At 52.3% G+C, this 21,521-nt stretch carries 18 protein-coding genes; 13 read left to right on the top strand and 5 right to left on the bottom strand.

From position 1 onward, the window contains the following. The first annotated feature begins 36 nt into the window (after nt 1–36). The 10 genes from RIN49_RS08550 to RIN49_RS08505 all read left to right on the top strand — a co-directional run bounded on the left by RIN49_RS08550 (nt 37) and on the right by RIN49_RS08505 (nt 11,879). Entirely contained in the window at nt 37–981 is a 945-nt protein-coding gene (locus RIN49_RS08550) for a carbohydrate ABC transporter permease (protein WP_309119819.1), read from the top strand. A 78-nt stretch (nt 982–1,059) separates the two neighbouring features. Further along, the gene (locus RIN49_RS08545) at nt 1,060–1,770 is read left to right on the top strand and encodes a response regulator transcription factor (protein WP_309119747.1); all 711 of its coding nucleotides are present in this window, start codon (nt 1,060–1,062) and stop codon (nt 1,768–1,770) included. A 2-nt stretch (nt 1,771–1,772) separates the two neighbouring features. Next, on the top strand, nt 1,773–3,170 hold the full coding sequence (locus RIN49_RS08540) for a sensor histidine kinase (RefSeq protein ID WP_309119746.1): 1,398 nt from the start codon (nt 1,773–1,775) through the stop codon (nt 3,168–3,170). A 244-nt stretch (nt 3,171–3,414) separates the two neighbouring features. After that, nucleotides 3,415–4,683: an MFS transporter gene (locus tag RIN49_RS08535; protein ID WP_309119818.1), complete on the top strand. Its 1,269-nt coding sequence runs from the start codon at nt 3,415–3,417 to the stop codon at nt 4,681–4,683. A gap of 86 nt (nt 4,684–4,769) precedes the next feature. Continuing rightward, a complete protein-coding gene (locus RIN49_RS08530; protein ID WP_309119745.1) occupies nt 4,770–5,786 on the top strand; it encodes a helix-turn-helix domain-containing protein in 1,017 nt (338 codons plus the stop codon). Continuing rightward, the gene (locus RIN49_RS08525) at nt 5,786–7,654 is read left to right on the top strand and encodes a cache domain-containing sensor histidine kinase (protein ID WP_309119744.1); all 1,869 of its coding nucleotides are present in this window, start codon (nt 5,786–5,788) and stop codon (nt 7,652–7,654) included. Before RIN49_RS08530 ends, RIN49_RS08525 begins: the two co-directional genes overlap by 1 nt. Before the next feature lie 74 nt (nt 7,655–7,728). Next, nucleotides 7,729–9,270, top strand: coding sequence for an extracellular solute-binding protein (locus RIN49_RS08520; protein ID WP_309119743.1), 1,542 nt, complete (start codon nt 7,729–7,731; stop codon nt 9,268–9,270). 90 nt (nt 9,271–9,360) lie between these two features. After that, entirely contained in the window at nt 9,361–10,260 is a 900-nt protein-coding gene (locus RIN49_RS08515; protein WP_309119742.1) for an ABC transporter permease, read from the top strand. Further along, a complete protein-coding gene (locus tag RIN49_RS08510; protein WP_309119741.1) occupies nt 10,260–11,132 on the top strand; it encodes a carbohydrate ABC transporter permease in 873 nt (290 codons plus the stop codon). Before RIN49_RS08515 ends, RIN49_RS08510 begins: the two co-directional genes overlap by 1 nt. A 33-nt stretch (nt 11,133–11,165) precedes the next feature. Continuing rightward, complete coding sequence (locus RIN49_RS08505; protein ID WP_309119740.1) at nt 11,166–11,879, top strand: glycerophosphodiester phosphodiesterase family protein; 714 nt, start codon at nt 11,166–11,168, stop codon at nt 11,877–11,879. Between the two features lie 76 nt (nt 11,880–11,955). Here RIN49_RS08505 and secD read toward each other — a convergent pair whose 3' ends face one another. The 5 genes from secD to RIN49_RS08480 form a co-directional block, all read right to left on the bottom strand. After that, nucleotides 11,956–13,962: a protein translocase subunit SecD gene (gene secD / locus RIN49_RS08500; protein ID WP_309119739.1), complete on the bottom strand. Its 2,007-nt coding sequence runs from the start codon at nt 13,960–13,962 to the stop codon at nt 11,956–11,958. A gap of 182 nt (nt 13,963–14,144) precedes the next feature. Continuing rightward, nucleotides 14,145–14,522 (bottom strand): hypothetical protein, encoded by a 378-nt coding sequence (locus RIN49_RS08495; RefSeq protein WP_309119738.1) that lies wholly within the window; start codon nt 14,520–14,522, stop codon nt 14,145–14,147. 263 nt (nt 14,523–14,785) lie between these two features. After that, nucleotides 14,786–16,321: an MDR family MFS transporter gene (locus RIN49_RS08490; protein ID WP_309119737.1), complete on the bottom strand. Its 1,536-nt coding sequence runs from the start codon at nt 16,319–16,321 to the stop codon at nt 14,786–14,788. Nucleotides 16,322–16,486: 165 nt separating this feature from the next. Beyond that, a complete protein-coding gene (locus RIN49_RS08485; RefSeq protein WP_309119736.1) occupies nt 16,487–17,404 on the bottom strand; it encodes an NADP-dependent oxidoreductase in 918 nt (305 codons plus the stop codon). Between the two features lie 13 nt (nt 17,405–17,417). Beyond that, complete coding sequence (locus tag RIN49_RS08480; protein WP_309119817.1) at nt 17,418–18,794, bottom strand: MFS transporter; 1,377 nt, start codon at nt 18,792–18,794, stop codon at nt 17,418–17,420. 177 nt (nt 18,795–18,971) lie between these two features. On the opposite strand from RIN49_RS08480, the gene RIN49_RS08475 reads away from it, so the two are divergent. From RIN49_RS08475 to RIN49_RS08465, 3 genes are all read left to right on the top strand, one after another. Next, the gene (locus RIN49_RS08475) at nt 18,972–19,847 is read left to right on the top strand and encodes a LysR family transcriptional regulator (protein ID WP_309119735.1); all 876 of its coding nucleotides are present in this window, start codon (nt 18,972–18,974) and stop codon (nt 19,845–19,847) included. Between the two features lie 48 nt (nt 19,848–19,895). Then, entirely contained in the window at nt 19,896–20,675 is a 780-nt protein-coding gene (locus tag RIN49_RS08470; protein ID WP_309119734.1) for a class I SAM-dependent methyltransferase, read from the top strand. Between the two features lie 189 nt (nt 20,676–20,864). Then, nucleotides 20,865–21,341 (top strand): GNAT family N-acetyltransferase, encoded by a 477-nt coding sequence (locus RIN49_RS08465; protein WP_309119733.1) that lies wholly within the window; start codon nt 20,865–20,867, stop codon nt 21,339–21,341. Nucleotides 21,342–21,521: the final 180 nt, after the last annotated feature.

Below are 21,521 nucleotides of genomic sequence, written 5' to 3'. Positions count from 1 at the left end.
GTGGGGAATACGGCGACGCATACGGATAAGAAAGCCATAAGGAGAAAATGGCAATGGATCCGAAACGGAACGGTATTGCGGAAAACGAAGTATGCCTTATTAGGGAAAGAAGCGGACCAAGGCCTTCTGTTTAAGCTATTTATTTACGTCATTCTTATCGACACCGCTTATATTTATTTAAATCCTTTGTTTTTCATGATCTCGACGATGGTGAAGGACGCCGCGGATCTGGTCGATCCTGCCGTCAATTGGGTACCGCGCGTTATATATCTAGGGACATTGCAGGAAGCTTGGGTTATGCTCGATTATGCGAAAGCGTTCTTGCTAAGCACAGGCCTTACGCTAGCCATCGCCGCGTCTCAGACGCTGCTGTGCGCCGTCGCGGGGTATGCTTTCGCCCGACTCGAATTTCCGCTCAAGACGTTCTGGATGTTTTGTTTGCTGTTAACGTTCATCGTTCCGCCCCAGCTTACGATATTGCCGATGCTGCTCGCCGCGAGCGAGCTGGGCTGGATCAACAAGCTGTATCCGCTATTGCTTCCGGCGCTATTCGGCCATGGGCTGAAAGGGGCGTTGTTCGTCATTATTTTCAGGCAATTCTTCAGCACCCAGCCGAAGGATCTGGAGGAAGCGGCGCGGATCGACGGAGCGAACGTGTTTAAGGTGTTTTACAAGGTCATGCTTCCGTTGGCCCGGCCTGCGATCATCGTTGTGTTCCTATTCTCGTTCGTGTGGAATTGGAACGATTCCTATTACCCTGCAATGTATCTAATCAACGCGCAGGACGTTCCGCTTTCGCTCGGCATGTCCAAGATTTCGGCGGGGATCGAAGCAAGAATCGCGGAGAATGGTCCGACGGTATTCGACGAGCCGATCAAGATGGCTACCTCTTTCTTGATGATCCTGCCGCCGTTAGTGCTTTACATGTTCACCCAGCGATATTTCGTAGAAGGCGTGGAACGCACGGGGCTGGTCGAATAGAGAGGAAATTCGAGACAGCCGGATGGCGGAATATCAGGTATAATACCTGTAAATACGTTGCGTAAGGGTGAGGCCGCGATGCACATATTGATCGTAGAGGACGAACCGAAGATTAGGGATGTGTTGAGGGCTTATCTAGAGATGGAAGGCTGGGCGGTCGACTTTACTTCCGACGGGCACGAGGCCGTAAGCAAATTCGATCTGCATCAACATGATCTTATTTTATTGGATCTTAAGTTAGAAGGGTTAAGCGGCGAAGACGTTTGCCGCCAAGTGCGGCAGAAGTCGAATGTGCCGATCATCATGATTACCTCGAAAAACCGGGAGAACGATACCATCCGCGGATTAAATCTGGGGGCGGACGATTATATCGTGAAACCGTTCCGGGTGAAAGAAGTCGTGGCGAGAATTAAAGCGCTGAGGCGTCGCTTTCATCTGCATGAAACCGACGATACGAACGAAGAGGGCCAACCGCTGGTATACGACAGAGGTCGGCTCGTCGTAAATCCGGCTAACAAAAGCGTGCTCGTAAACGGCAAAACGGTGCAGTTAACGGCAACCGAATTCAAGCTCCTGACCGTCTTGTGCGAAAATCAGAAGAAAGTGTTCAGTCGCAGCGAGCTTTCCTATATTGTCCAAGGTTATAGATTCCAAGGGGATAGTCGGACGATAGACGCCCATGTAAAAAATTTACGCAAGAAGATCGAGGAAGACAGTCAGCAGCCAAAGTATATTATGACTCGGATCGGCGCTGGGTATCAATTCGCCGCCGCGCCGGAGGGAGACTGATTTTGAAAGGGCTGCTCCGCTATTTACGCCGGATGAACGTTTTGCTATTCACGGCCTTTTTCTTCTTTTCGCTCGTATTTATTTTGCTCATTTCTTCCGCCCATCGGTTCCATTGGGACAGCTTGTTCTCGACCTACCAAAGAAGCTTGTTGGATGGCAATGCCTATCGATTGATGGACGATATGCGTCAGGCCGAGATTCGAGCGAGCGCGCCGGAAGAGGAAGAGATCGCATGGGTGAAGAGGAGAGCGAATCTTTACGGGATCTTAATCCAATATACGTCGCTGGACGGACGGTCGATCTGGATCGATACGATTCGGGACTTCGATGAAGCGTACTTGGAGGAAGCCAACGAATATCCGTATATTATCGACGGCCGTACGGTCGGAACCCTCAAGGCGGCGAATCTGGCCGCTCGGAACAAGTTGAATCCTACGATGATCGAATATCAGGAACAATTGGAGTTTCGTTCCAAGATCTTGTATGCCTCCATCATCGTCATCGCATTCCTGTTAAGCTTTTGGATCGCTCGCGTCTTGTCGAGACATCTCAAGCTGTTGGAGGAGCAAACGAATCAAATTCGGATGGGCCGCAGGGAATTGCGAATTTCCTCGAAGGGACCGGAGGAAGTTAGGATGCTGGCCGTTACGCTCGACGAGATGGTGAAGGAACTAAAGAAACAGGAAGATTGGCGGCAACACTTAATGGAGGATCTAACCCATGAGCTTCGAACGCCGTTGACTTCGATGCTCACGCAAATCGAAGCGATCCAAGACGGGGTATACGAGGCGGACGAGCAGCGCATGCAGGAGATCTTCGAAGAGTTGGAACGGCTCTCCCGTTTAATTAACGATTTGGAACGGCTGTCCGAAGCGGAGAGCGCCCGCTTCTCCATTCATATCGAAACGACGGACATGGTTCGCTTGGCGCGGAAGGTTCATGAAAATTTCCGCACGTTGGCGAGCTCGCAGGGCATTCAATTGACGTTCGAGAGCACGAACGTTCCTTGCTTCTGCGAAGTGGACCGCGATAAGATCGTTCGGGTCGTCTCCAATGTGTTATCTAATGCCATTAAATACAACCAACCCGGCGGTACCGTGAAACTAAGAATCGAATGCGAGCCCGAGCACACGGACATTATATGCGAGGACACGGGAATCGGAATCGGCGAAGAGGATTTGCCGTACATCTTCAACCGCTTGTATCGCGCGGACAAATCAAGGTCCCGGTTTAACTCGGGAGTGGGGCTGGGGCTTAGCATCGTCAAAGCGCTCGTCGACGCGCACAACGGAACGGTATGGGCCGAAAGCGAGCTTGGCGTCGGCTCCGTGTTCACCATCCGCATTCCGGCGAAGTACGTTACTGCCGAATCCGAATCCGGCTATGTTCCGATAAACTAATCAGAATAATGATCTCATCCAATCCAGGAATCAGCAAACTACAAGGGAGCTCGCAAATCCTTGTAGTTTGCTTTTTCTTTTTCGCAGGATTTGGGTAGCGACGGGAACGACTTGCGCCTCCCACGCAAATATTTGCGCGACGTCCTTCAACATTTGCGGAAGTGCGTTGCCCGGACTAGGTTACTATTCACTAAGCGGTATATGAACCGGACCCGCCGCATTCTAATTCGCGAGGTGTTGTATGATGTCGATTCCGTATCAAGCCCATTCCCCCAGTGTAAGGAGTCTATTTCGTAACCGGATCGTGCAGTCCATCCTATTGTCGGGGTTGCTATTACAGATGGGGATCTGGATTCGCAATTTTGCGATTTTGCTCTTCGTAACGGAGCAAACGAATAAAGACCCCGTAGCCATCGCGATGATCTCCGTGGCGGAGTTCGCGCCGATCTTTGTCTTTTCCTTCATCGGCGGAACGTTCGCCGACCGGTGGAGACCCAAACGAACGATGATGATTTGCGATTTACTAAGCGCTTTATCCATCTTCGTCGTGTTATTGGCACTAGTATACGGCGGGTGGGAAGCGATCTTCTTCGCCACGCTGGTTTCATCGGTGCTGTCTCAGTTTTCCCAACCGTCCGGAATGAAGTTGTTTAAGCTTCATGTACCGGAATCGCTGATGGGCATGGGGATGTCGATGTACCAAACGATGATGTCCGTCTTTATGGTCTTCGGACCGATTCTCGGCACGTTGATTTATTTCCGGTTCGGCATTCAAGTCGCTATCGCGATCATGGGAATTTGCTTCCTCTTGTCGGCGGCGGCGCTTACGTTGCTCCCTCCGGATCGGAATGAACGGAAAGGCGGGCCATCCTCGTCGGTGAACGTCTCCCGCGAGATGAAGCTGGGGATAAAATATGTAACCTCTAAAAAGATTTTTATGTATATGGGCGCATTCTTCTTGGCCGGCGGCATGGGCCTTGGATTGATCAGTCCGCTCGGGATTTTCTTGGTTACGGAGCAATTAGGATTATCGGCGGAAAGTCTGCAATGGTTTACTTCGCTGAACGGCATCGGCATGATTCTCGGCGGCATCCTTGCCATGGGACTCTCGAAGCATGTCCCGCCGCAGAAGCTGCTATTGATCGGTTTTATTGCGAATGCGCTGGCCGTGTCCGTACTGGGGACGGTTCCGGTCTTGGGCATCGCCCTTGCCGCTCAATTTCTCTCCGGACTCATGGTCCCGTTTATCCATATCGCATGCAATACGTTAATTCTGAATCAAGCGGAGGAAGCCTACGTCGGTAGAGTGAACGGCATCCTCAACCCTCTCTTTATGGGCGGGATGGTCCTCAACATGAGCTTCGTGGGGGTGATCAAGGAATACTTGCCTCTCGGCGCGATTTACCTGGCAGCGTCAGGAATTTTCTTGGCCGGCGTACTCGCCGTTCTGCCGCTCTTGAAGATGAAACTGGAACACCGGGTCCATGCGGTCGGTCCGCATCACCATCATTGATTTTTCGTTTTAATATTGCAATTACGTTCATGTTATATAATAGATAGACGTACCAGCACATCACGTTTCGGGGGTCAATAGACGATATGTATACGGTAGTAGTTGCCGAGAATGAACCTTGGGTACTTAAAGGTATCGTGGAAATGATTAAAGCGGCCGGGGAGGAATTCGAGGTCGTAGGTGCTTGCAGCAATGGGGAGGAAGCATGGAATTTGATCCATGAAGTATGGCCCATGCTGCTGATCACCGACATTATGATGCCCGACATGGACGGTTTATCGTTGATTAAAAAAATTAAAGAGCACCGCCTCCCCCTCGTATCTCTCATTATCAGCGGCTACGATAATTTCCAATACGCGCAGAAGGCAATGAGTTACGGCGTATCGGAGTACTTGTTGAAACCTGTGGAGTTTGCGGCTTTCGCGGAATCCTTGAACAGATCTAAAGAGAAGTTGGAGACATTACGCGACTTGAATCAATACGTGATCCGCTTTCAGAATTTGTTGGAAAATAAGCAGGGGTTGTCTCCCCGGATCGTCTTGCAAAAACATTCCGACTTATTGAAGTCTATCCTCCAACTCAATCAGATCAATAAAAGCGCTAGAGTAAGCTTGCTTCAGATCCTCGACAACAAGTTGAAGTCTATGTTACATGATTTCGGTATCGGCTTTTCGGACAAGCCTTTTCCAAATTCGGAAGCGGACTCAACCATAATGTCTTACTTCAATAACTTATTGGAAAAGTGGTATCTCGAATATCCGATCGCCGTCTCCGCAGGCAAACCTGAAGCGATCGAGCGTTCATGCCGGTACATTGTGGAAAATTACAAGAGAGATATTACGTTGATGGAAATGGCGGAGGTAACGAATTTCAGCATTTCGCATTTCAGCGTATTATTTAAAAAACATACCGGGAGATCATTGATCAGCTATGTGAACGACCTCCGCATCGAGGAAGCGAAAAAGTTGCTGCTTAAAACATCGTTTTCGGTATCGGAGATCGCCGAAACCGTCGGATTTTCAACCATGCCTTATTTTACCAGAGTATTCAAAGCCGCCGTGGGCGTATCGCCGCTTAAATATAGAAAGAAGCTGAGTCCGTGATGAGAAAGCACTGGCATTATCGTTTCTCCGTCAAGACCAAAATCCTCGCCATGGTGTTTTCCGTTAGCTTTCTGTCCATCGTTCTGATGGGAGCGATTTCTTCCTACTACTATACGGAATCGGCGAAAAAAGATTTTTATCTGATTGCACAAGACTCGACGGCGCGGATTAATCACCAGCTCGACCGCTACTTCAACCAACTTGCGCAATCGACCTATTCCTCCATCGCCGGTCCATTGCCCTCCAATCCGTTGCTCGGAAACAACCCGGAGAGCGGCATGATCCAAAAATGGCTCGCGGCCGGGCAGCATTTCAACCGAGAACAAGAAGCGCTTGTCGAAGACATTTTGACAAGATATATCGCCATGAATGACTCCGATATTCTGGGAGTCGTCCTCCGCTCGTCGGACCAGCGGCTGTTGTACTCGAAAGACAGCTCTTTACGGCGTTCCGCGTATTCCTCCGTACCCTGGATACACAGCCCCTTTTCCGAAACGCAGCGAGTGATCCCATCCTACTTTCACAAAGGAAAGGTCGCCGCTTACCCTTTTATTACGATCGTAGTTCCCATTCACAGTCCCGAAACGATGCAACTGATCGGCAACTTGAACATTGCCTTATCGATCACGGAAATTCAAAACATTCTTGGGCAGGTGCAGCTCGGGAAGACGGGGTACTTCTTTATCGTAGACGCTGCCGGAGAGATCGTCTACCACCCGGACGTGCAATACGTTGGACGTCCCTTAGAAGACACGGCTTTAGACGGAATCCAACTTACGGTATCGGATAGAACCATAAAACTTGACGGCGAGAAGATTTTATTAACTTATAACCGCTCCTGGCAGACAGGGTGGAATATTGTCGCTTATGTTCCGATGAATGAAATGGCCAGCGGGCTCGATGTCGCCAAGAAGTCGGTCTTGTATATCACTTTGTGTTTGATTTTGATTTCGTTGCTTTCCATCCCGCGCATGTTTCATTGGATCGTCCACCCGATTTTCCAGCTTAGGCATTTAATGAAAAGGGTCGAAAACGGCGACTTGTCCGTCAGCGCGGAAGTGATACCAGGGAAAGACGAAGTGCAGCAGCTGAACCGAAGCTTTAATCAGATGACGAGAAGGTTGAACGAACTCGTACATACCGTGCATGAATTGGAGATGAAAGAGATGCATCTGCAATTGAGGCAAAGAGATGCATTGATCCAAGCGTTGCAAAACCAAATCAACCCCCATCTTCTCTACAACACGCTGGAGATCATCAAGAGTATCGCTTTTATCGAGAAAGTGCCTGCCATCGAGAAGATGGCTACCAATTTAGCCGGCGTCTATCGTTACACCACCAAGATGGCTGGTTCGACGGTGCCGCTTAGAGAGGAACTTCGTAATCTGGAGCGCTATCTGGATATTGTCCATATTCGCTTCGGCGCGAAGTTTACGAGCGAGATCTCGGTGGACCCAAAGTTTATGGACTGTCTTATCATTAAGCTGTCTCTACAGCCCATCGTGGAAAACTGCGTAAAATACGCGATCGAACCCAAAATCGGGAATGCGAGCGTACGGGTTCGCGCCTATGAGGAGAACGGGGATCTATTGATCGACATTGCAGACAACGGGAGCGGGTTTCCGACGGACGTTCTGGAGTCTCTCTATGAAAAGATGAGATCGATCGAAGATCGGCCCGAGCCGTCCACGAGGGAAGAATCGATCGGCATTCTCAATGTTCACGCCAGAATGAGGTTGACCTACGGAAGCCCTTACGGCGTCGGCATTCGATCCGGCGAAGGGAAGGGGAGCATCGTTACGCTTCGATTCCCGAAAAAGGATAAAGGCAACTCCGAAATATTAGACAAAATGAGCGTAGAATCGTGAAAAAATACCCGCAACCGGAAACTTATAATGAAAAAGAAAGGGAAGTGAACATTCGCATTGGAGGTAAGCAGGGGATGAAGAAGGCGCTCTCGACGTTGGTTGCTTTACTCATGGTTACAGGCATAGCGGCAGGTTGCTCCTCGCAAGGCGGAAGCGTTCCGGAAACGACGGACGGTGCGCCGAACGTCGAGCCCGGGGACGCATCTGAGAAAATCAAGATCGAGATGATGGCGGCCTCTTGGGCAGGCGGCGGATGGGCGGATAACAATCATCCGACGATCCAGTACATCAACGAGAAGTTTAACGTCGATTTGCAGATGCAGTGGATCCCGAACGCCAATTTTTACGAGAAGCTGAATGTGATCGCAGCGTCCGGCCAGTTTCCCGACGTCATTCGGATCGACAGCCCCGGTGTATTTATGCAGTGGGCGGAGCAGGGTGCATTGTTGGATCTGAGCTCCGATTTATCCGATTACCCGACGCTCCAAGGCGTCGCGACGCCGGAGGAATGGCAGCTGTTGAACCCCGAAGGCCGGATTTTCGGAATCCCGATTTATAACACGGCCCAAAACACGATCTACGTTCGCGAAGATTGGATGAAGAAGCTAGGGATCGAGCTTCCGGGAGAAGACGAGTTTACGATCGAGAAGTTTTACGAGATTGCGAAGGCATTCACGGAGCAGGATCCGGACGGGAACGGCCAGCGAGACACCTTCGGATTTTCGGCGCTCGGCAATTCATCGAACTTGGGCATTCCGGAGCTTCTGGCGGCGTTCGGCATCGCGAACGGGTGGAAGGAACAAAACGGCGAGCTGATTCCGATGCAAGCCCAAGCCGAGGAATGGAAGAAGTTCCTTTCCTTCATGAATACCGCTTACAACGAGGGCGTACTTGATCAAGACTTCATCACGAACACGAACTTTAACGAAAAGTACGCGCAAGGCAAAGTCGGATTCGCCGATATGCATTTCCAATTCAGTCAAAACACGAATAAGCAGCTGCAGTCGTTCATACCCGGCGCCGCGTTCGTCGAGCTGTCGCCGCCGATCGGGGAGGACGGGTCGCGGGGCAATAACACGCCGACAAGCGGCATGATTAAGGTTGTATTAACCAAAAATGTGGACGAAAAGAAGCGCGAGCGGATCCTGCAGCTCTTCGATTGGTGGATGTCTCCCGAAGGCGAAGACATCATCAAGAATGGGATCGAAGGCGCGCATTACAAGAAAAATGCGGACGACTCCTATGAAATGACGGAAGCGTTACAGGCGGAAGGCGAAGGCCGCCAGAGTCTGCTGTGGAATTGGGTGCTTCGGAGCAATAGCAATCGATTCAATATTTACAAGTGGAGCGATCCCGAGTGGGCGGCGAAGATGGAGCAATCGATCGTCAATGCGAAGAAGTATCCCTACAAGAACGCAGCCGACGAATTTATCGTCTCGTCTCCTGCCTATACGGAAAAGGGCAGCGCCTTGAACCAAAAGTTTCAAAATACGGTGATCGAAATCATTGCGGGCAAGAAGCCCGTCGATACGATCGACGACGCGATTCAGGAATGGAAACAAGGCGGCGGAGATCAAATCATCGAAGAAATCAATGCAGCTTACAAAGCAAAATAAACGGTTCGATTCTCCCTGCGTCCCGCGCGGCTGCCGCCGCGCGGGACGGTTTACCTACATGAAGTCATCGCGCTGCTGCGGGAGGTAGCTATGTCTAGAGGGTATTGGTCGAGAGCGTTTCCTATCTACTTAATGATTTTACCCGGGCTGCTTTATTTCATCGTCTTTAAATATGTTCCGATGTTCGGCATCGCGATCGCCTTTATGGAGTATAGTCCATTCCAAGGCGTCATGAAGAGCGAATGGGTAGGTCTTCATCATTTTCGAAGATTGTTCGCGGAAGGCGACTTCCTGCTGCTTCTTAAAAATACGCTTTTACTGAACGTGTTGGACGTGTTCATTTTCTTCCCCACCACGATTCTCGTGGCATTGCTGCTGAACGAGGTGAAGCGGCGATGGGTGAAGGTGCCGGTACAAACGATTTTGTACGCCCCGAATTTTATTTCCTGGGTCGTTATCGTCGGCATTACCGTCCTATTGTTCGCCAGCGGGTCCGGGGGCCTGAATCAGATATTGGCGGACTGGGGCTTCGGCCCGGTCGAGTTGTTGACGGATCCGAAATATTTCCGTTGGGTATGGCTGTTCCAAAATATTTGGCAAGGCGCGGGGTGGGGGGCCATCATCTTCCTTGCGGCGTTGGCGGGCATCGATCCTACCTTGTACGAAGCGGCCGTCACGGACGGCGCCAACCGGCTGCGTCAATTGTGGCATATTACGATTCCTTCGTTGCGGAACGTTATCGTCATTATGTTGATTTTGCGGATCGGGCATATCATGGATCTGGGCTTCGAACATATTTTCCTGCTTCAAAATCCGTTGAATTACAAAGTTTCCGAAGTGTTCGAGACGTTCATCTATAAAGTCGGACTGCTCCAGGGGGATTACAGTTATTCGACCGCCGTCGGATTGTTTAAATCCGCCGTCGGATTGACGATGGTTCTCCTCGTCAACCGAATCGCCAAGCGGTTAGGGCAGGAGGGAGTATTCTGATGGGGATTCGCGAATCGTCGATTGACCGCGTATTCAACGTCTTCGTGTACGCGCTGGTGATTCTGGCCGCCGGATTGGCATTGTTCCCGTTGTTCTATGTATTTTCGATTTCCTTCTCGTCGGAGAAGGAATTCCTTACGCGAGGATTTTATTTGTTCCCTCAGGAATTCACCCTGGACGGGTATCGGTATTTAATGGCGCACCCGGGGTTTACCCAGGCGTTCCGAAATGCGGTCATTCTAGGCGTCGTAGGAACCCTAATCAATATCGTGTTTACTACCCTGATGGCGTATGGATTGTCAAAGCCCTGGTTAAAGCTGCGCGCCTCGATCAATTTTCTCGTCTTTTTCACCATCCTGTTTTCGGGCGGCATGATTCCTACCTATTTGGTGGCGAAATCCCTTCATTTGTTGGACAGCTTCTGGGCGATCTGGCTCAGCTCGGCGATCTCGGCCTTCAACACGATCGTCATGCGGGGGTTCTTCCAATCGATCCCGGTCGAGCTCGAGGAGTCCGCAAGAATAGACGGAAGCGGAGAATGGAGGCTGCTGGCCGCGATCATCCTGCCTTTGTCCTTGCCTGCGATCGCGACGTTTACGCTGTTTTATTTCGTTTCGAACTGGAATACGTATTTTTCCGCCATCTTGTATTTGAACGACAACCGACTCATGCCGCTGCAGGTGTTTCTCAGACAGATGATTGTCGAAGGGGGCGATACGACGCTCTCGAACGCTTCGAATCTGGAGTTTCAATATACGCCGGCGGCCAAGATGGCCGCGATCGTTCTGACCGCGCTGCCGCTTCTCGTCATCTATCCGTTCTTGCAGAAGCACTTTAACAAAGGAGTTCTGTTAGGCTCCGTGAAGGGTTGAGAACGCAATCTACATCATAAGGAGCGACTTGCCATGCCGACGACGAAGTATGTCGCACATCGCGGATTCAGTATGCGAGCGCCGGAAAATACGACGGCGGCTTTCGAATTAGCCGGCCGCTCGGGCTTCTGGGGCATCGAATGCGATACGTATTGCACGACCGACGGACATTGGATCGTACATCATGACCGTACGGTCGATCGAATGACGAACGGAAGCGGGAAGGCGAAAGATCACACATTCGAGGAAATCCGGAATTTACAGATCGTCGCGGGTCATGGCATTGAAGCCTACTCAGGGCTGAAAATTCCCACGCTGGAAGAAGTGTTGTACATCTGCAAGTCCTATAACATGCATGCATTCATTGAAATCGAAGAATATCATCGCGATACCGACTTGAATCGTCTCGTACGCCTCGTCGACGAGTGCGGCATGCGAGGGCAGAGCAGCTTCATCTGCTTCAACGCCGACGATTTGAGGAAGGTGCGGGCGATCGACAACGAAGTCCCGCTCGGATTTTTGTCCGCGAAGCCGCCGTCGCCCGAGGATATCGAGTTGGCGAAGCGGCTGATGCCGATGTTTCTTGACTACGACTACAAGGTAATGACGCCCGACGCGGTTCGAGCATGCAGAGAAGCCGGGATCGAAGTGTCGCTATGGACGATCAATCAACGCGAAGAGAGCTTGCGCTTTCTCGATGCCGGCGTCGATTACATCACGACGGATACTCTTTTAACAGAGGAATAAGGGGAAGCGCATAATAGTCAAACCTCCCGCCGCGATTGTTAACGGCGGGAGTCTTCGCAAATTGGAGGCTGCATGACTAGTCGCCGGCCCGTGCAAGCGACCCCTTCTTTACCTGCAACCATAGCTGGCTGGCGATGCAGACGGATGAATACATCCCGATGATCAAACCGACGGTCATGGCGATCGAAAATAAGCCGATGGACGGGCTCCCCCAAAGGAGCAATGCGATCGTTGCGAAGATGACGGTCGCGCCCGTATTGATGGATCTCAGCAAGGTTTGGCGAATACTCCGATTCACGATTTCCGCCAAGTCCTCGAAGGTTTTCACTTTCGCGAAGCGCAAGTTCTCCCGGATTCGGTCGAAAATTACGATCGTATCGTTAATGGAATACCCGATGATCGTTAGAATCGCAGCGATGAACGGCAGGTTGACTTCCAACCGAACGATCGAAAACAGGCTGACGACAAGGAACGCATTGTGAATTAACGCCGCGACCGCGGCGAGAGCGAAACGCCATTCGAAACGAACGGTCACATAAAGCACGATGCCGATGCTCGCAATCGATAGCGCAACAAGCGCTTTATGAACCAATTCGCGGGCGATCGCAGGGTCCACGGTGTTCTCTTCGTAGGAAATCTCGTCTCCGAAGCGCTGCTTGAACGCGGTAATCGTTTCGTCCACTTCGCCGGTATCGGCGTCAAGAACTCTGTCGAAACGGAGACCCACCCGATCTTGCGCTTCGCCGCCCACCGTAAACGAAGCAGGTTCCAAGCGAATGCCTTGGGTAATTGCTTGCACTTCGGCTCTCGTCGTCGTTTGTGGAAGCGCGATATCCAAGCTTGTGCCCGCTTTAAAATCCACTCCAAGGTGCAATCCCTGTAGCAGCAAGCTGCCTATTCCTAAGACGGAAACAACGACCGACACCCCGAAAAAGATCTTTCTCTTCCGTACGAAATCCCAACGTTCGTAAAACCGATTCAACGGGATGGGAGCTTCGTTCACCTTCGCGATTTCGGATTCCCGAACGCCGAACAAGGCGGGGCTCTTGACGAGGTTCGACGTAATGAGAAGCTGCAATAACCATTGGGAGTAAAACACGTTCGTCAGGACGCTTAGTCCTATGCTAAGCATCAAGGTCAGGGCAAAACCCTTGATGGCTCCGGTGCCGATGTAGAAAAGCACAAGGGCGGCAATGACGGTCGTCAAGTTGGCGTCGACGATCGTGCGAATCGAATGTTTGGAACCCGCGCGAAGCGAGGATAACAGGCTTTTCCCGCTTCGAATCTCGTCTTTCAGCCGTTCGTACGTGATGATGTTCGCGTCGACGGCCATCCCGATCCCTAGGATGAACGCCGCGATCCCGGGAAGGGTCAAGGTAGCATTCAGCCAGTAAAACACTAGCAACAGCGCCCACGTGTAGGTAATGAGCGTGATGCCGGCTACGATGCCGGGAATGCGGTAGAGCGTCAACATGAACAACAAAATAAAGATCGAAGCGATGATCCCCGCCTTCACGGTCTGTTCCAATGATTGTTGACCTAGGGAGGCGCCTACCGATTGAGTGTACTTTTCGGTTAGTTTGAGAGGAAGCGCACCGAGATTGATGGTGTCGGCAAGGTCTTTTGCTTCCTCGTAGCTATACGTTCCTGAGATTGTCGCGCGCCCGTCCGGCAGAATCGCTCTTACGACGGGGGCCGAAATCAACGTTTCGTCTAGGAAGATAGCCAACGGCTGTTGGAACAGCTCCTCCGAAACTTGCCTTAGTTTTTGTTTGTCCTTCACTTCGATTTGTATGATTGGCTGCTGGATTTCGTCGAAAGCGACGACGGCCGCGCCTTGGACGAAATCGTTCCCTTGCAACTTAACGGATCCATCGGGCCCGCGGAAGGTCAATACGGCAGGTTTCTTCAGGATTTCCCGAACCTTCGCTTCATCCTCTACGCCCGCGATCCGAACGCGGATCCGGTCCTCGCCTTCGGGTAACACTTCGGGTTCCGTCGTTCCGAGGGCATCCACGCGTTGTTCCAGACTTCTCGCCGTTTGAACAAGCGCTTCTTTCGTGACCTCCCCTCCAGAATTCAAGGGTTCGGCTTCGTATAGAATTTCGAATCCGCCCTTTAAATCAAGACCGAGACGAATGCTTTTGACGATGTCAGGGCCGGTCATCGCGAAACACCCGAAGGTAATGAGAACCGTCAGAACGAACGCAAGTATTCTTTTAGGGAATAGCAAATAAAATACCCCTTCCAAACTATAATTTTCGATTATAAGTCGGAAGTCAGGCGCACGTATTTGGACGTGAATTTGATCGGAAGGAGCAGTAAGATTTTACGGAGTAGAAAAATCGTGGGGTACAGGAATAGAAGCACCCGAGCAACGCCGAGTACCGCGATGAGGGAGACGATGACGAACAATAGCTGAAAACATGGAGTCGGCAGCAGCCTTAGTTGGGAGATCGCTTGTCGGATTCCCAAATGGGCTTGCTGTGCGCGATCGACCTCGAAGGAGGGTTCATCCTGAACCGATGCTTTCGGATGATCTTGCTGCAGCGCCGCAAGGGACAATGGAGAAACGAGAATGAAAATAGAAACCATTACAAGGATCAGGAACCGGTGAAAAGGAAGTTTCTTCGTAACGGTCATTCCAGTTCACCTCCATTCTCCACTACAATGACATAAGCAAAGCGTACCACAACGTCTCCGCAATGACCAATTCGTTCGTTGCGGCATCCGCAAGATAGGGGGTCGAGACGGTATAATTCATATCGCCCCCAGATGCGAGACCGCATCGACCGCCGGGAGGCTGGAGCGGCATAGCAGCAGCTGTCGCTCCAGCGTTGCACGGGTAAGGCTGCGCCGGTCCGGACGCATCGTTGCTTCGCGCAGCATCGAGCTTCCCCTTTCCGTTAATGGGAATGCGCTGCGGCGCGCGCTTCGAGCTCCGCCTTCGGATCGTGCTTCGCGCCGGTCATCCGCCATGCCGCCGCGACGGCCAGCACCGCGGGAATCAATCCCCAAGCGAAGATGTTCGCGATCGAATCGGCCAACCCCGTCGTAACGAGCGATAAGACATCGTCCGGGATCAGCGCGCGCGTCTCCGGCGCCATCAACAGATAAGGATCCTTCACGTCGAGTCCTTCCGGACCGGCTGCGCCGCCTTGCGTCAGCGATGCCGACAGCTTCTTCGCCATGCCGTGGCTCTGCAAGATACCGAAGATCGTAATGCCCAGCGTCATGCCGAGCGAGCGAAGGAAGTTCAGCGTCGCGTTGGCCGATCCGCGCTGCGCGGCGGGGAGCGAATGGATGGCGGCGTTCGTGGGAATGGAGAACGAAGCGCCGATGCCGAGTCCGACCATGATCATGTACAGCGTGATGGCAAGCCGCGGCGTCTCGGCGTGAATCGTCGTAAGCAAGGCGATGCCTGCGACCAGCAGCGTGAGCGTCGTGACAAGAATCGACCGGTAGGAGAACCGGTTCATGATGAAGCCGCTGGACGTCGCAGAGACGACCGTGCCGAGCATCATCGGCAGCAGCACGAGGCCGGAGTTCGTCGCCGTGCCGCCGAGCACGCCTTGCATGAAGATCGGAATGTAAACGGAAGCCGTAATGAACGCCGCGCCGCTCATGATGGCTACCAGATTGCTGGACGCGAACAGCCGGTCTTGGAACATGCGAAACGAAATGATCGGCTCGGATGCGCGCCGTTCCGCGGCGACGAACGCCGCCGCCAGTATGGCGAATCCGCCGAACAGGCTTAGGATGACGGCCGAATCCCACGCATACAGTTTGCCGCCGAATTCGAGCGCGAACATGAGGCAGACGACCGCCCCGGCGAGCGTCACGGCCCCCAGCCAATCGATGCGCTGCTTCTCGCGCCGTACCGTTTCCTTGTAGCAGGCGGCTATGAACAGGAAGGCGAGCAAGCCGAGCGGAATGTTCACGTAAAATATCCACTGCCAGCTGATGTAGTCGGTGATATAGGCGCCTAGCAGCGGTCCAAAGATGCTAGACAAGCCGAATACCGCACCGAACAGACCCATTAGCTTGCCCCGGTTCTCCGGCGACACCGTGTCGAACATGATTGTGAACGAGACCGGAATAAGCGCGCCTCCGCCGATTCCTTGAATCGCGCGGTACATGCTCAGTTCCGCGATCGAATCGGCGGTGCCGCACAGCGCGGAGCCGACGATGAACGTCACGATGCCGAACACGAAGAAACGTTTACGCCCGTACATATCGGACAGCTTGCCGAAGATCGGCATCCCCGCCATCTCCGCGATCATATAGGCGGACACGACCCACACGAATTGGTCCATGCCGCCGAGTTCCCCGACGATCGTCCCCATCGCTGTCGCCAGAATCGTGTTGTCCATCGAGGACATCAGGATCGAGAGCAGGAGGCCTGCGATCACCCATCCCGTTTTGTTCGTTTTGCTTGCCATCGTTTCTACACCCTTTCGCTTGGATTGATTCCATTCTATCGGGTGAAGTTTGACGGCATCGTGTCAGTGATTTAGACAACCAATTCTTTTTTTCGGCGGTCAAAAACCGAATCCAGACAGAAACGGCTGCCTTCGTAATGGCAGCCGTTTCTTGACACGGTTGACCTAATCGATCTTCAGCACGATTTTTCCGCGGCCGTGTCTGCTTTCGATCGCGCGGTGCGCATCGCCGGCCCGGTCCAGCGGGAAGATCTGCCTGATATGGAGATGCAGCTTGCCTTGCGTGTGGAGGTCTACAAGCTCGGCCAGACGCGCTGCCGAGCGTTCGCCGCGGACGACGCGAAGTCCAAGCTCCTCGATAAGGTCGTAGGCAAAGAAGGTACAAATTCGCTTCTTGTCCGCTACGAGTTCGACTGCCGCATGCAGACCCTCGCCTCCGGCGGTATCGAATGCGCAATCGATTCCCTCCGGCGCAATCTTCCGGAGCCGATCCGCCAATCCTTTCTCATACGTTATCGGTATAGCGCCTAGGGAACGGATAAAGTCGTGATTGGTTTCGCTCGCCGTACCGATCACCTTCTTCGCGCCCAACGCTTTCGCAAGCTGAACGGCGATTGAACCAAGCGACCCGGCCGCGCCATTAATGAATACGGTATCGCCCGGCTTCACACCGATCGCCGTCAAAGCGATGGAAGCCCCCTGACCGTTGCCGGTCAGGCCGCCGGCCTCCTCCCAGGTCATTGTCTTGGGTTTCACCACGATCTGATCGGCTCCGACGACGACGTATTCGGCATAACAGTTCAAGATTGCAAATCCAAGCACTTCGCTGCCGATCGAAAAACCGGTTACCCCGGCCCCCACTTCGTCGATCACGCCTGCAAACTCATTCCCTGGAATCTGCGGGAAGTTCACCGTTACGCCATAAGAAGGCGTCCAGCCTCCGCGGATCGCGCAATCATAATGCTGTACGCCGGCCGCCTTTACGCGTACCCGAACTTGGCCCGGGCCGGCGTGCGGATCCGGAACCTCCATGACCCGCATCACTTCCGGTCCCCCGAAAGATGTAAATACCGCTGCTTTCATTAGATTGTCCTCCTTAGGATCCGTACCGTTTTCTTCCGGCGTCGGTCTTACCGAATTGAACAAAGTAGAACGATAAAATCAATACGTGCAAGAGGGCTAGGATCAAATACAGATTGCTATAAGCGAACGCGGCCGAGTTCGTAACGACTCCGTTCCAGCTTGATACTGCGCCTCGGTCAAGGATTGCGCTATATACGCTTGCGGCTACCGCTCCGGAGATGAAGTTCAGCATCGACAGCAAGCCCATCCCGATCCCTGTCTGCTCTTGCGGCAACGCCTGGGAGAGCGTATTGGACAGGACGATCATCAAGAAGGATTGGCCCACATTGCCAAGGATCAGGAACAAAGCGATGTAGACCGAGGAGGCGCCCGCGAAAAACGACAACAAAAGGAAGCAAGTCTGCAGCAGGAAGGAGGCGATGTAAAAGACGTATGGATTCCCTTTTTCATCCGCCAGCTTCCCCGCCTTTCGGCTCAGCACGGCAGTCGCGACGGCGGCAGGGACGATCGCGAAGCCGACCGCATGCGGGGCTAAGCGCTGGACCTGGGTTAGCAGCAGCGGGCTCAGAAATGCGAGCGAGTATCCGATGCCTGAAGTCAGAAGCGCGATCCCGAGCACGAGCGAATAGCTTTTGTTCCGAATTAGCTCTAGGCGGATAAACGGGTTTGACGATAAACGGATGCGAAGGATCAACAAGATGAATAGGAGGATACACCCAACGCCCGGAAGCCACATCCGATTCGTGATGGCCAGAAGGAGCAGCGCGGCCGTTCCGGCGAGCAGTCCGCCGCCTAACCAATCGATCGGGCCGGCCATTCTGGCTTCGTCGTCTAGATTTTTGCGATAATAGGGGATTGCGATTAACGTCAGGAGCGGAATACAAAACAGCCATCTCCAATGGGAGAAACTTAATACCAAAGCGGCGATCAACGGGCCGATTGCGGCGCCGACGGCAAGGCCCGTCATCGACGCCCCCAGCGCCTTCCCTCTATGCTCCGGGGGGAAATACCGAACCGGTATCATGCCGGCCGCCGCCGGAATCACCGCGGCTCCCGCCGCCTGCAAAACTCTGGACAGCAAAACCATCCAAAAGGCTTGCGCCATCAGACCGATCATGGAACCGAAGGAAAAAAAGATCAAGCCGAATGTCAGCAAATTTTTAAGTTTGAAGCTGTCGGCAAGCTTCCCGTAAACGACCGTACCAATGGCATAGAGGAGCAGGTAGGCTGTCGTCACCCAGCTCACTTGAGCGAAAGTCAGCCGAAATTCAGCTCGAATTTCCGGCAGTACGATCGTAAACATTGTCGCACTCATCACGGAGACCATCAGCGTGAAGGCGAGGAATCGGAGTAAGAGGTTGTTTGTTTGCTGTCGGGCGCCGCGCTCCACGTCGTTCACCACGCTTTCATCAACCGAAGTTCAGACTCTAAGCAGCATTGGAGTGCGTCTTCCCGGGAAGGCTCGCATGCCCTTGCATAGGTTCATTGTATAGCGGATAATCAATATATAAAAATACATCTTTTTATATAATATTCATTCCCTTGAATATATAAGGAGGCCGTAGAAATGGAGTTGCTGCAGCTGCAATATTTCCGCACGGTTGCCAGATGGGAGCATATGACGAAAGCGGCGCAGGATTTACGCATCGCGCAGCCTGCGCTTAGCAAGACGATTTCCCGGCTGGAGAAGGATTTGGGTGTGCCGCTTTTCGATCGAGAAGGCCGGAAAATTCGGCTCAACGCATTCGGCAGGGCGTTCTTGAATAAAGTAGAGGCGGCGCTTACCCTTCTGGAGGAGGGGCAACGAGAAGTCGCCGATCTCGCGGGGGCGGAGCACGGGAGCATTCATCTGGCGACGCCGACGCTGGATCGGTTGTCGGAACCGTTGAACGCGTTCGTCGCGCTTCACCCGAATGTTCATTTTCGCATTACGCAAGCTTCTATGGGGGAGATGGCGCGGCTCATTGAATCCGGAGAAGTGGATCTTTGTTTTACCCCTTTGCCCATGGACAGGCCGGATTTCAGCTCGACGTCCGTCCTATACGAGGATGTTTATTTAGCCGTTCCTCCCGGGCACCGGTTGTCCGGGCGCCAGAGCGTCCAATTAAACGAAGCGGCTAACGAACCGTTTATCGGCTACAAAGAAGGGTTCCATTTTCAGATCATGAACGAAGATTTTCTGCGCGCCGCGGGAATCGCGCCAAACTTTGTCTGCAGAGTGGACGACGCGGCCTCCATCGCCAAACTTGTCTCCTCGGGATTGGGCGTTGCGCTTGTCGGCAATTGCGGCGGGCCTAATGCTGCGTTCCAACTGCTTCCCATCGAATACCCGGTTTGCAGACGGCATTTCAAAATCGCATGGCATAACAAGCGTTATCTATCCAAGGCTGCTCGCAATTTTATCGACTATGTCGGACGGTATTTTAGCGGAGACGACGCATGACGAAGCTGCCGGTATTGACCGGTGCTTGGAGACGGAGGGAAAATAGATATGTCCTTTAGTCATTACGGTGAACTTTGCACAGAGGTCTATGACCTAACCAAGAAAGTCGGTCAATCCCTCAACGGGGACGTAGAATATTATCGCGAAAAACTGAAACATTGCACGGGACGCATTCTAGAGGCCATGGTTGGCTCCGGACGCGTCATCATTCCTCTTCTTGAATCGGGATTAACCGTGGACGGAGCGGATTACTCCCCGCAAATGTTGGCATCCTGCCGAAAACGATGCGAGGAACGCGGCTTAACCCCTGTCTTGTATGAGGCAAACTTGCAGGAACTTTCTTTGCCTCATAAGTACGAAGCAATCATCATTCCCGGCGGATCGTTTTTGTTGATCGAACATCGAGAAGCGTCGTTGCGGGCTCTCCATCGACTTTATGAACATTTGGAACCAGGCGGACAATTGATTCTGGATCTGTTTTTGCCCGATAATAACGTTAACAGTTCCGAGTTCGGACGATGGAGCGGATCGGCAACCCACCGCTTGCCTAACGGCGACATCATTACGATGGAAAGCAAGACGGTGGAAGCCGACTTATTCTTTCATCAATATCGCGTCAGTCATTTGAAATACGAAAAGTGGCGTAACGGGGTATTGGTCCAAACGGAATTGCAACGCTTTGCATTGCGCTGGTACGGAGTCGAGGAATTTAAGTACATCCTGGAAAGCATCGGTTTTTCCGACATTGTCGTTTGCGCGGACTTTGAGGATGGCAAGAAACCGACGAGCGGCAATCAGACATTCGTTTACCGCGCTACAAAAGTATAAGACATGTAAGCCCCTCTCGTTTTAATAACGGAGGGGCTTTTTATCGCAAAAATCATTTCCCTAAAAATGCCATGAATACATGATAGTATATTAAAAAAATGAATATAAGTCTATTACTTTTCTTGTATGAATTGTATGTTATTTATGCGGCCGCGGCGCAATAGGATGAGGGGGAAGGGAGAATTCCTTATGATTACGCTCGAAAAAATCACGCTGGAAAACAGGCGTGCCATTTTCAACCTAGAGGTTTCAGAAGATCAACGGGGCTTCGTTGCATCCAATTTGTCAAGCGTAGCTTCGTGTTATGTCCTTGCAACCAATGGGGGGCGTCCATTTCCATTCGCCATCTATGCGGATGAGCAGCCGGTCGGTTTCGTTATGTTCACTTATGGAATCACCGGATACGAAGAACCGTCGATCGCAGAAGGAAACTATTGCATCCTGCGACTGATGATTGATAAGCAATATCAGAATCGGGGTTTCGGTCGGGAAGCCATGACGAAAATTTTGGAATTTATCCGCACCTTTCCGGCAGGTCCGGCGCATTGCTGTTGGATTCCTTATAAACCGGAAAACGTCGCTGCGAAAAAGCTTTACGAAAGCTTCGGCTTCCGCGACAACGGCGAAGTCTTCAACAACGAGTCCATAACCGTATTGCAACTCTGATTTTTGTTTATCATCCTCTGATCCGAACATCGCTCTCGCGCTGAGGATGAAGGCCGGCTGAACCGAAATGCGAGCGGCAAAAGAAAAGGCGCTTTTTGACCTAGGTCAAAAAGCGCCTTTTTCGTCGGTTCTAACAAATCTTAAGCCGGCATTAAGCCCGCATTCAGGAGAATATCAGCA

The organism is Paenibacillus sp. (genome assembly GCF_031177825.1).
In the GTDB taxonomy this organism is placed as follows: Bacteria; Bacillota; Bacilli; order Paenibacillales; family YIM-B00363; genus Paenibacillus_AE.
Note: the sequence above shows the minus strand (reverse complement) of the source record. Positions and strands in the feature narration are given on the sequence as shown.

Excerpts from the sequence above, each read along its gene's own strand:
- RIN49_RS08525 (WP_309119744.1), top strand. The coding sequence starts at position 5,786 with ATGAGAAAGCACTGGCATTATCGTTTCTCCGTCAAGACCAAAATCCTC.
- RIN49_RS08495 (WP_309119738.1), bottom strand. The coding sequence starts at position 14,522 with ATGACCGTTACGAAGAAACTTCCTTTTCACCGGTTCCTGATCCTTGTA.
- RIN49_RS08490 (WP_309119737.1), bottom strand. The coding sequence starts at position 16,321 with ATGGCAAGCAAAACGAACAAAACGGGATGGGTGATCGCAGGCCTCCTG.
- RIN49_RS08545 (WP_309119747.1), top strand. The coding sequence starts at position 1,060 with ATGCACATATTGATCGTAGAGGACGAACCGAAGATTAGGGATGTGTTG.
- RIN49_RS08505 (WP_309119740.1), top strand. The coding sequence starts at position 11,166 with ATGCCGACGACGAAGTATGTCGCACATCGCGGATTCAGTATGCGAGCG.
- RIN49_RS08510 (WP_309119741.1), top strand. The coding sequence starts at position 10,260 with ATGGGGATTCGCGAATCGTCGATTGACCGCGTATTCAACGTCTTCGTG.
- RIN49_RS08485 (WP_309119736.1), bottom strand. The coding sequence starts at position 17,404 with ATGAAAGCAGCGGTATTTACATCTTTCGGGGGACCGGAAGTGATGCGG.
- RIN49_RS08535 (WP_309119818.1), top strand. The coding sequence starts at position 3,415 with ATGTCGATTCCGTATCAAGCCCATTCCCCCAGTGTAAGGAGTCTATTT.
- RIN49_RS08475 (WP_309119735.1), top strand. The coding sequence starts at position 18,972 with ATGGAGTTGCTGCAGCTGCAATATTTCCGCACGGTTGCCAGATGGGAG.
- RIN49_RS08530 (WP_309119745.1), top strand. The coding sequence starts at position 4,770 with ATGTATACGGTAGTAGTTGCCGAGAATGAACCTTGGGTACTTAAAGGT.
- RIN49_RS08470 (WP_309119734.1), top strand. The coding sequence starts at position 19,896 with ATGTCCTTTAGTCATTACGGTGAACTTTGCACAGAGGTCTATGACCTA.
- RIN49_RS08520 (WP_309119743.1), top strand. The coding sequence starts at position 7,729 with ATGAAGAAGGCGCTCTCGACGTTGGTTGCTTTACTCATGGTTACAGGC.
- RIN49_RS08515 (WP_309119742.1), top strand. The coding sequence starts at position 9,361 with ATGTCTAGAGGGTATTGGTCGAGAGCGTTTCCTATCTACTTAATGATT.
- RIN49_RS08465 (WP_309119733.1), top strand. The coding sequence starts at position 20,865 with ATGATTACGCTCGAAAAAATCACGCTGGAAAACAGGCGTGCCATTTTC.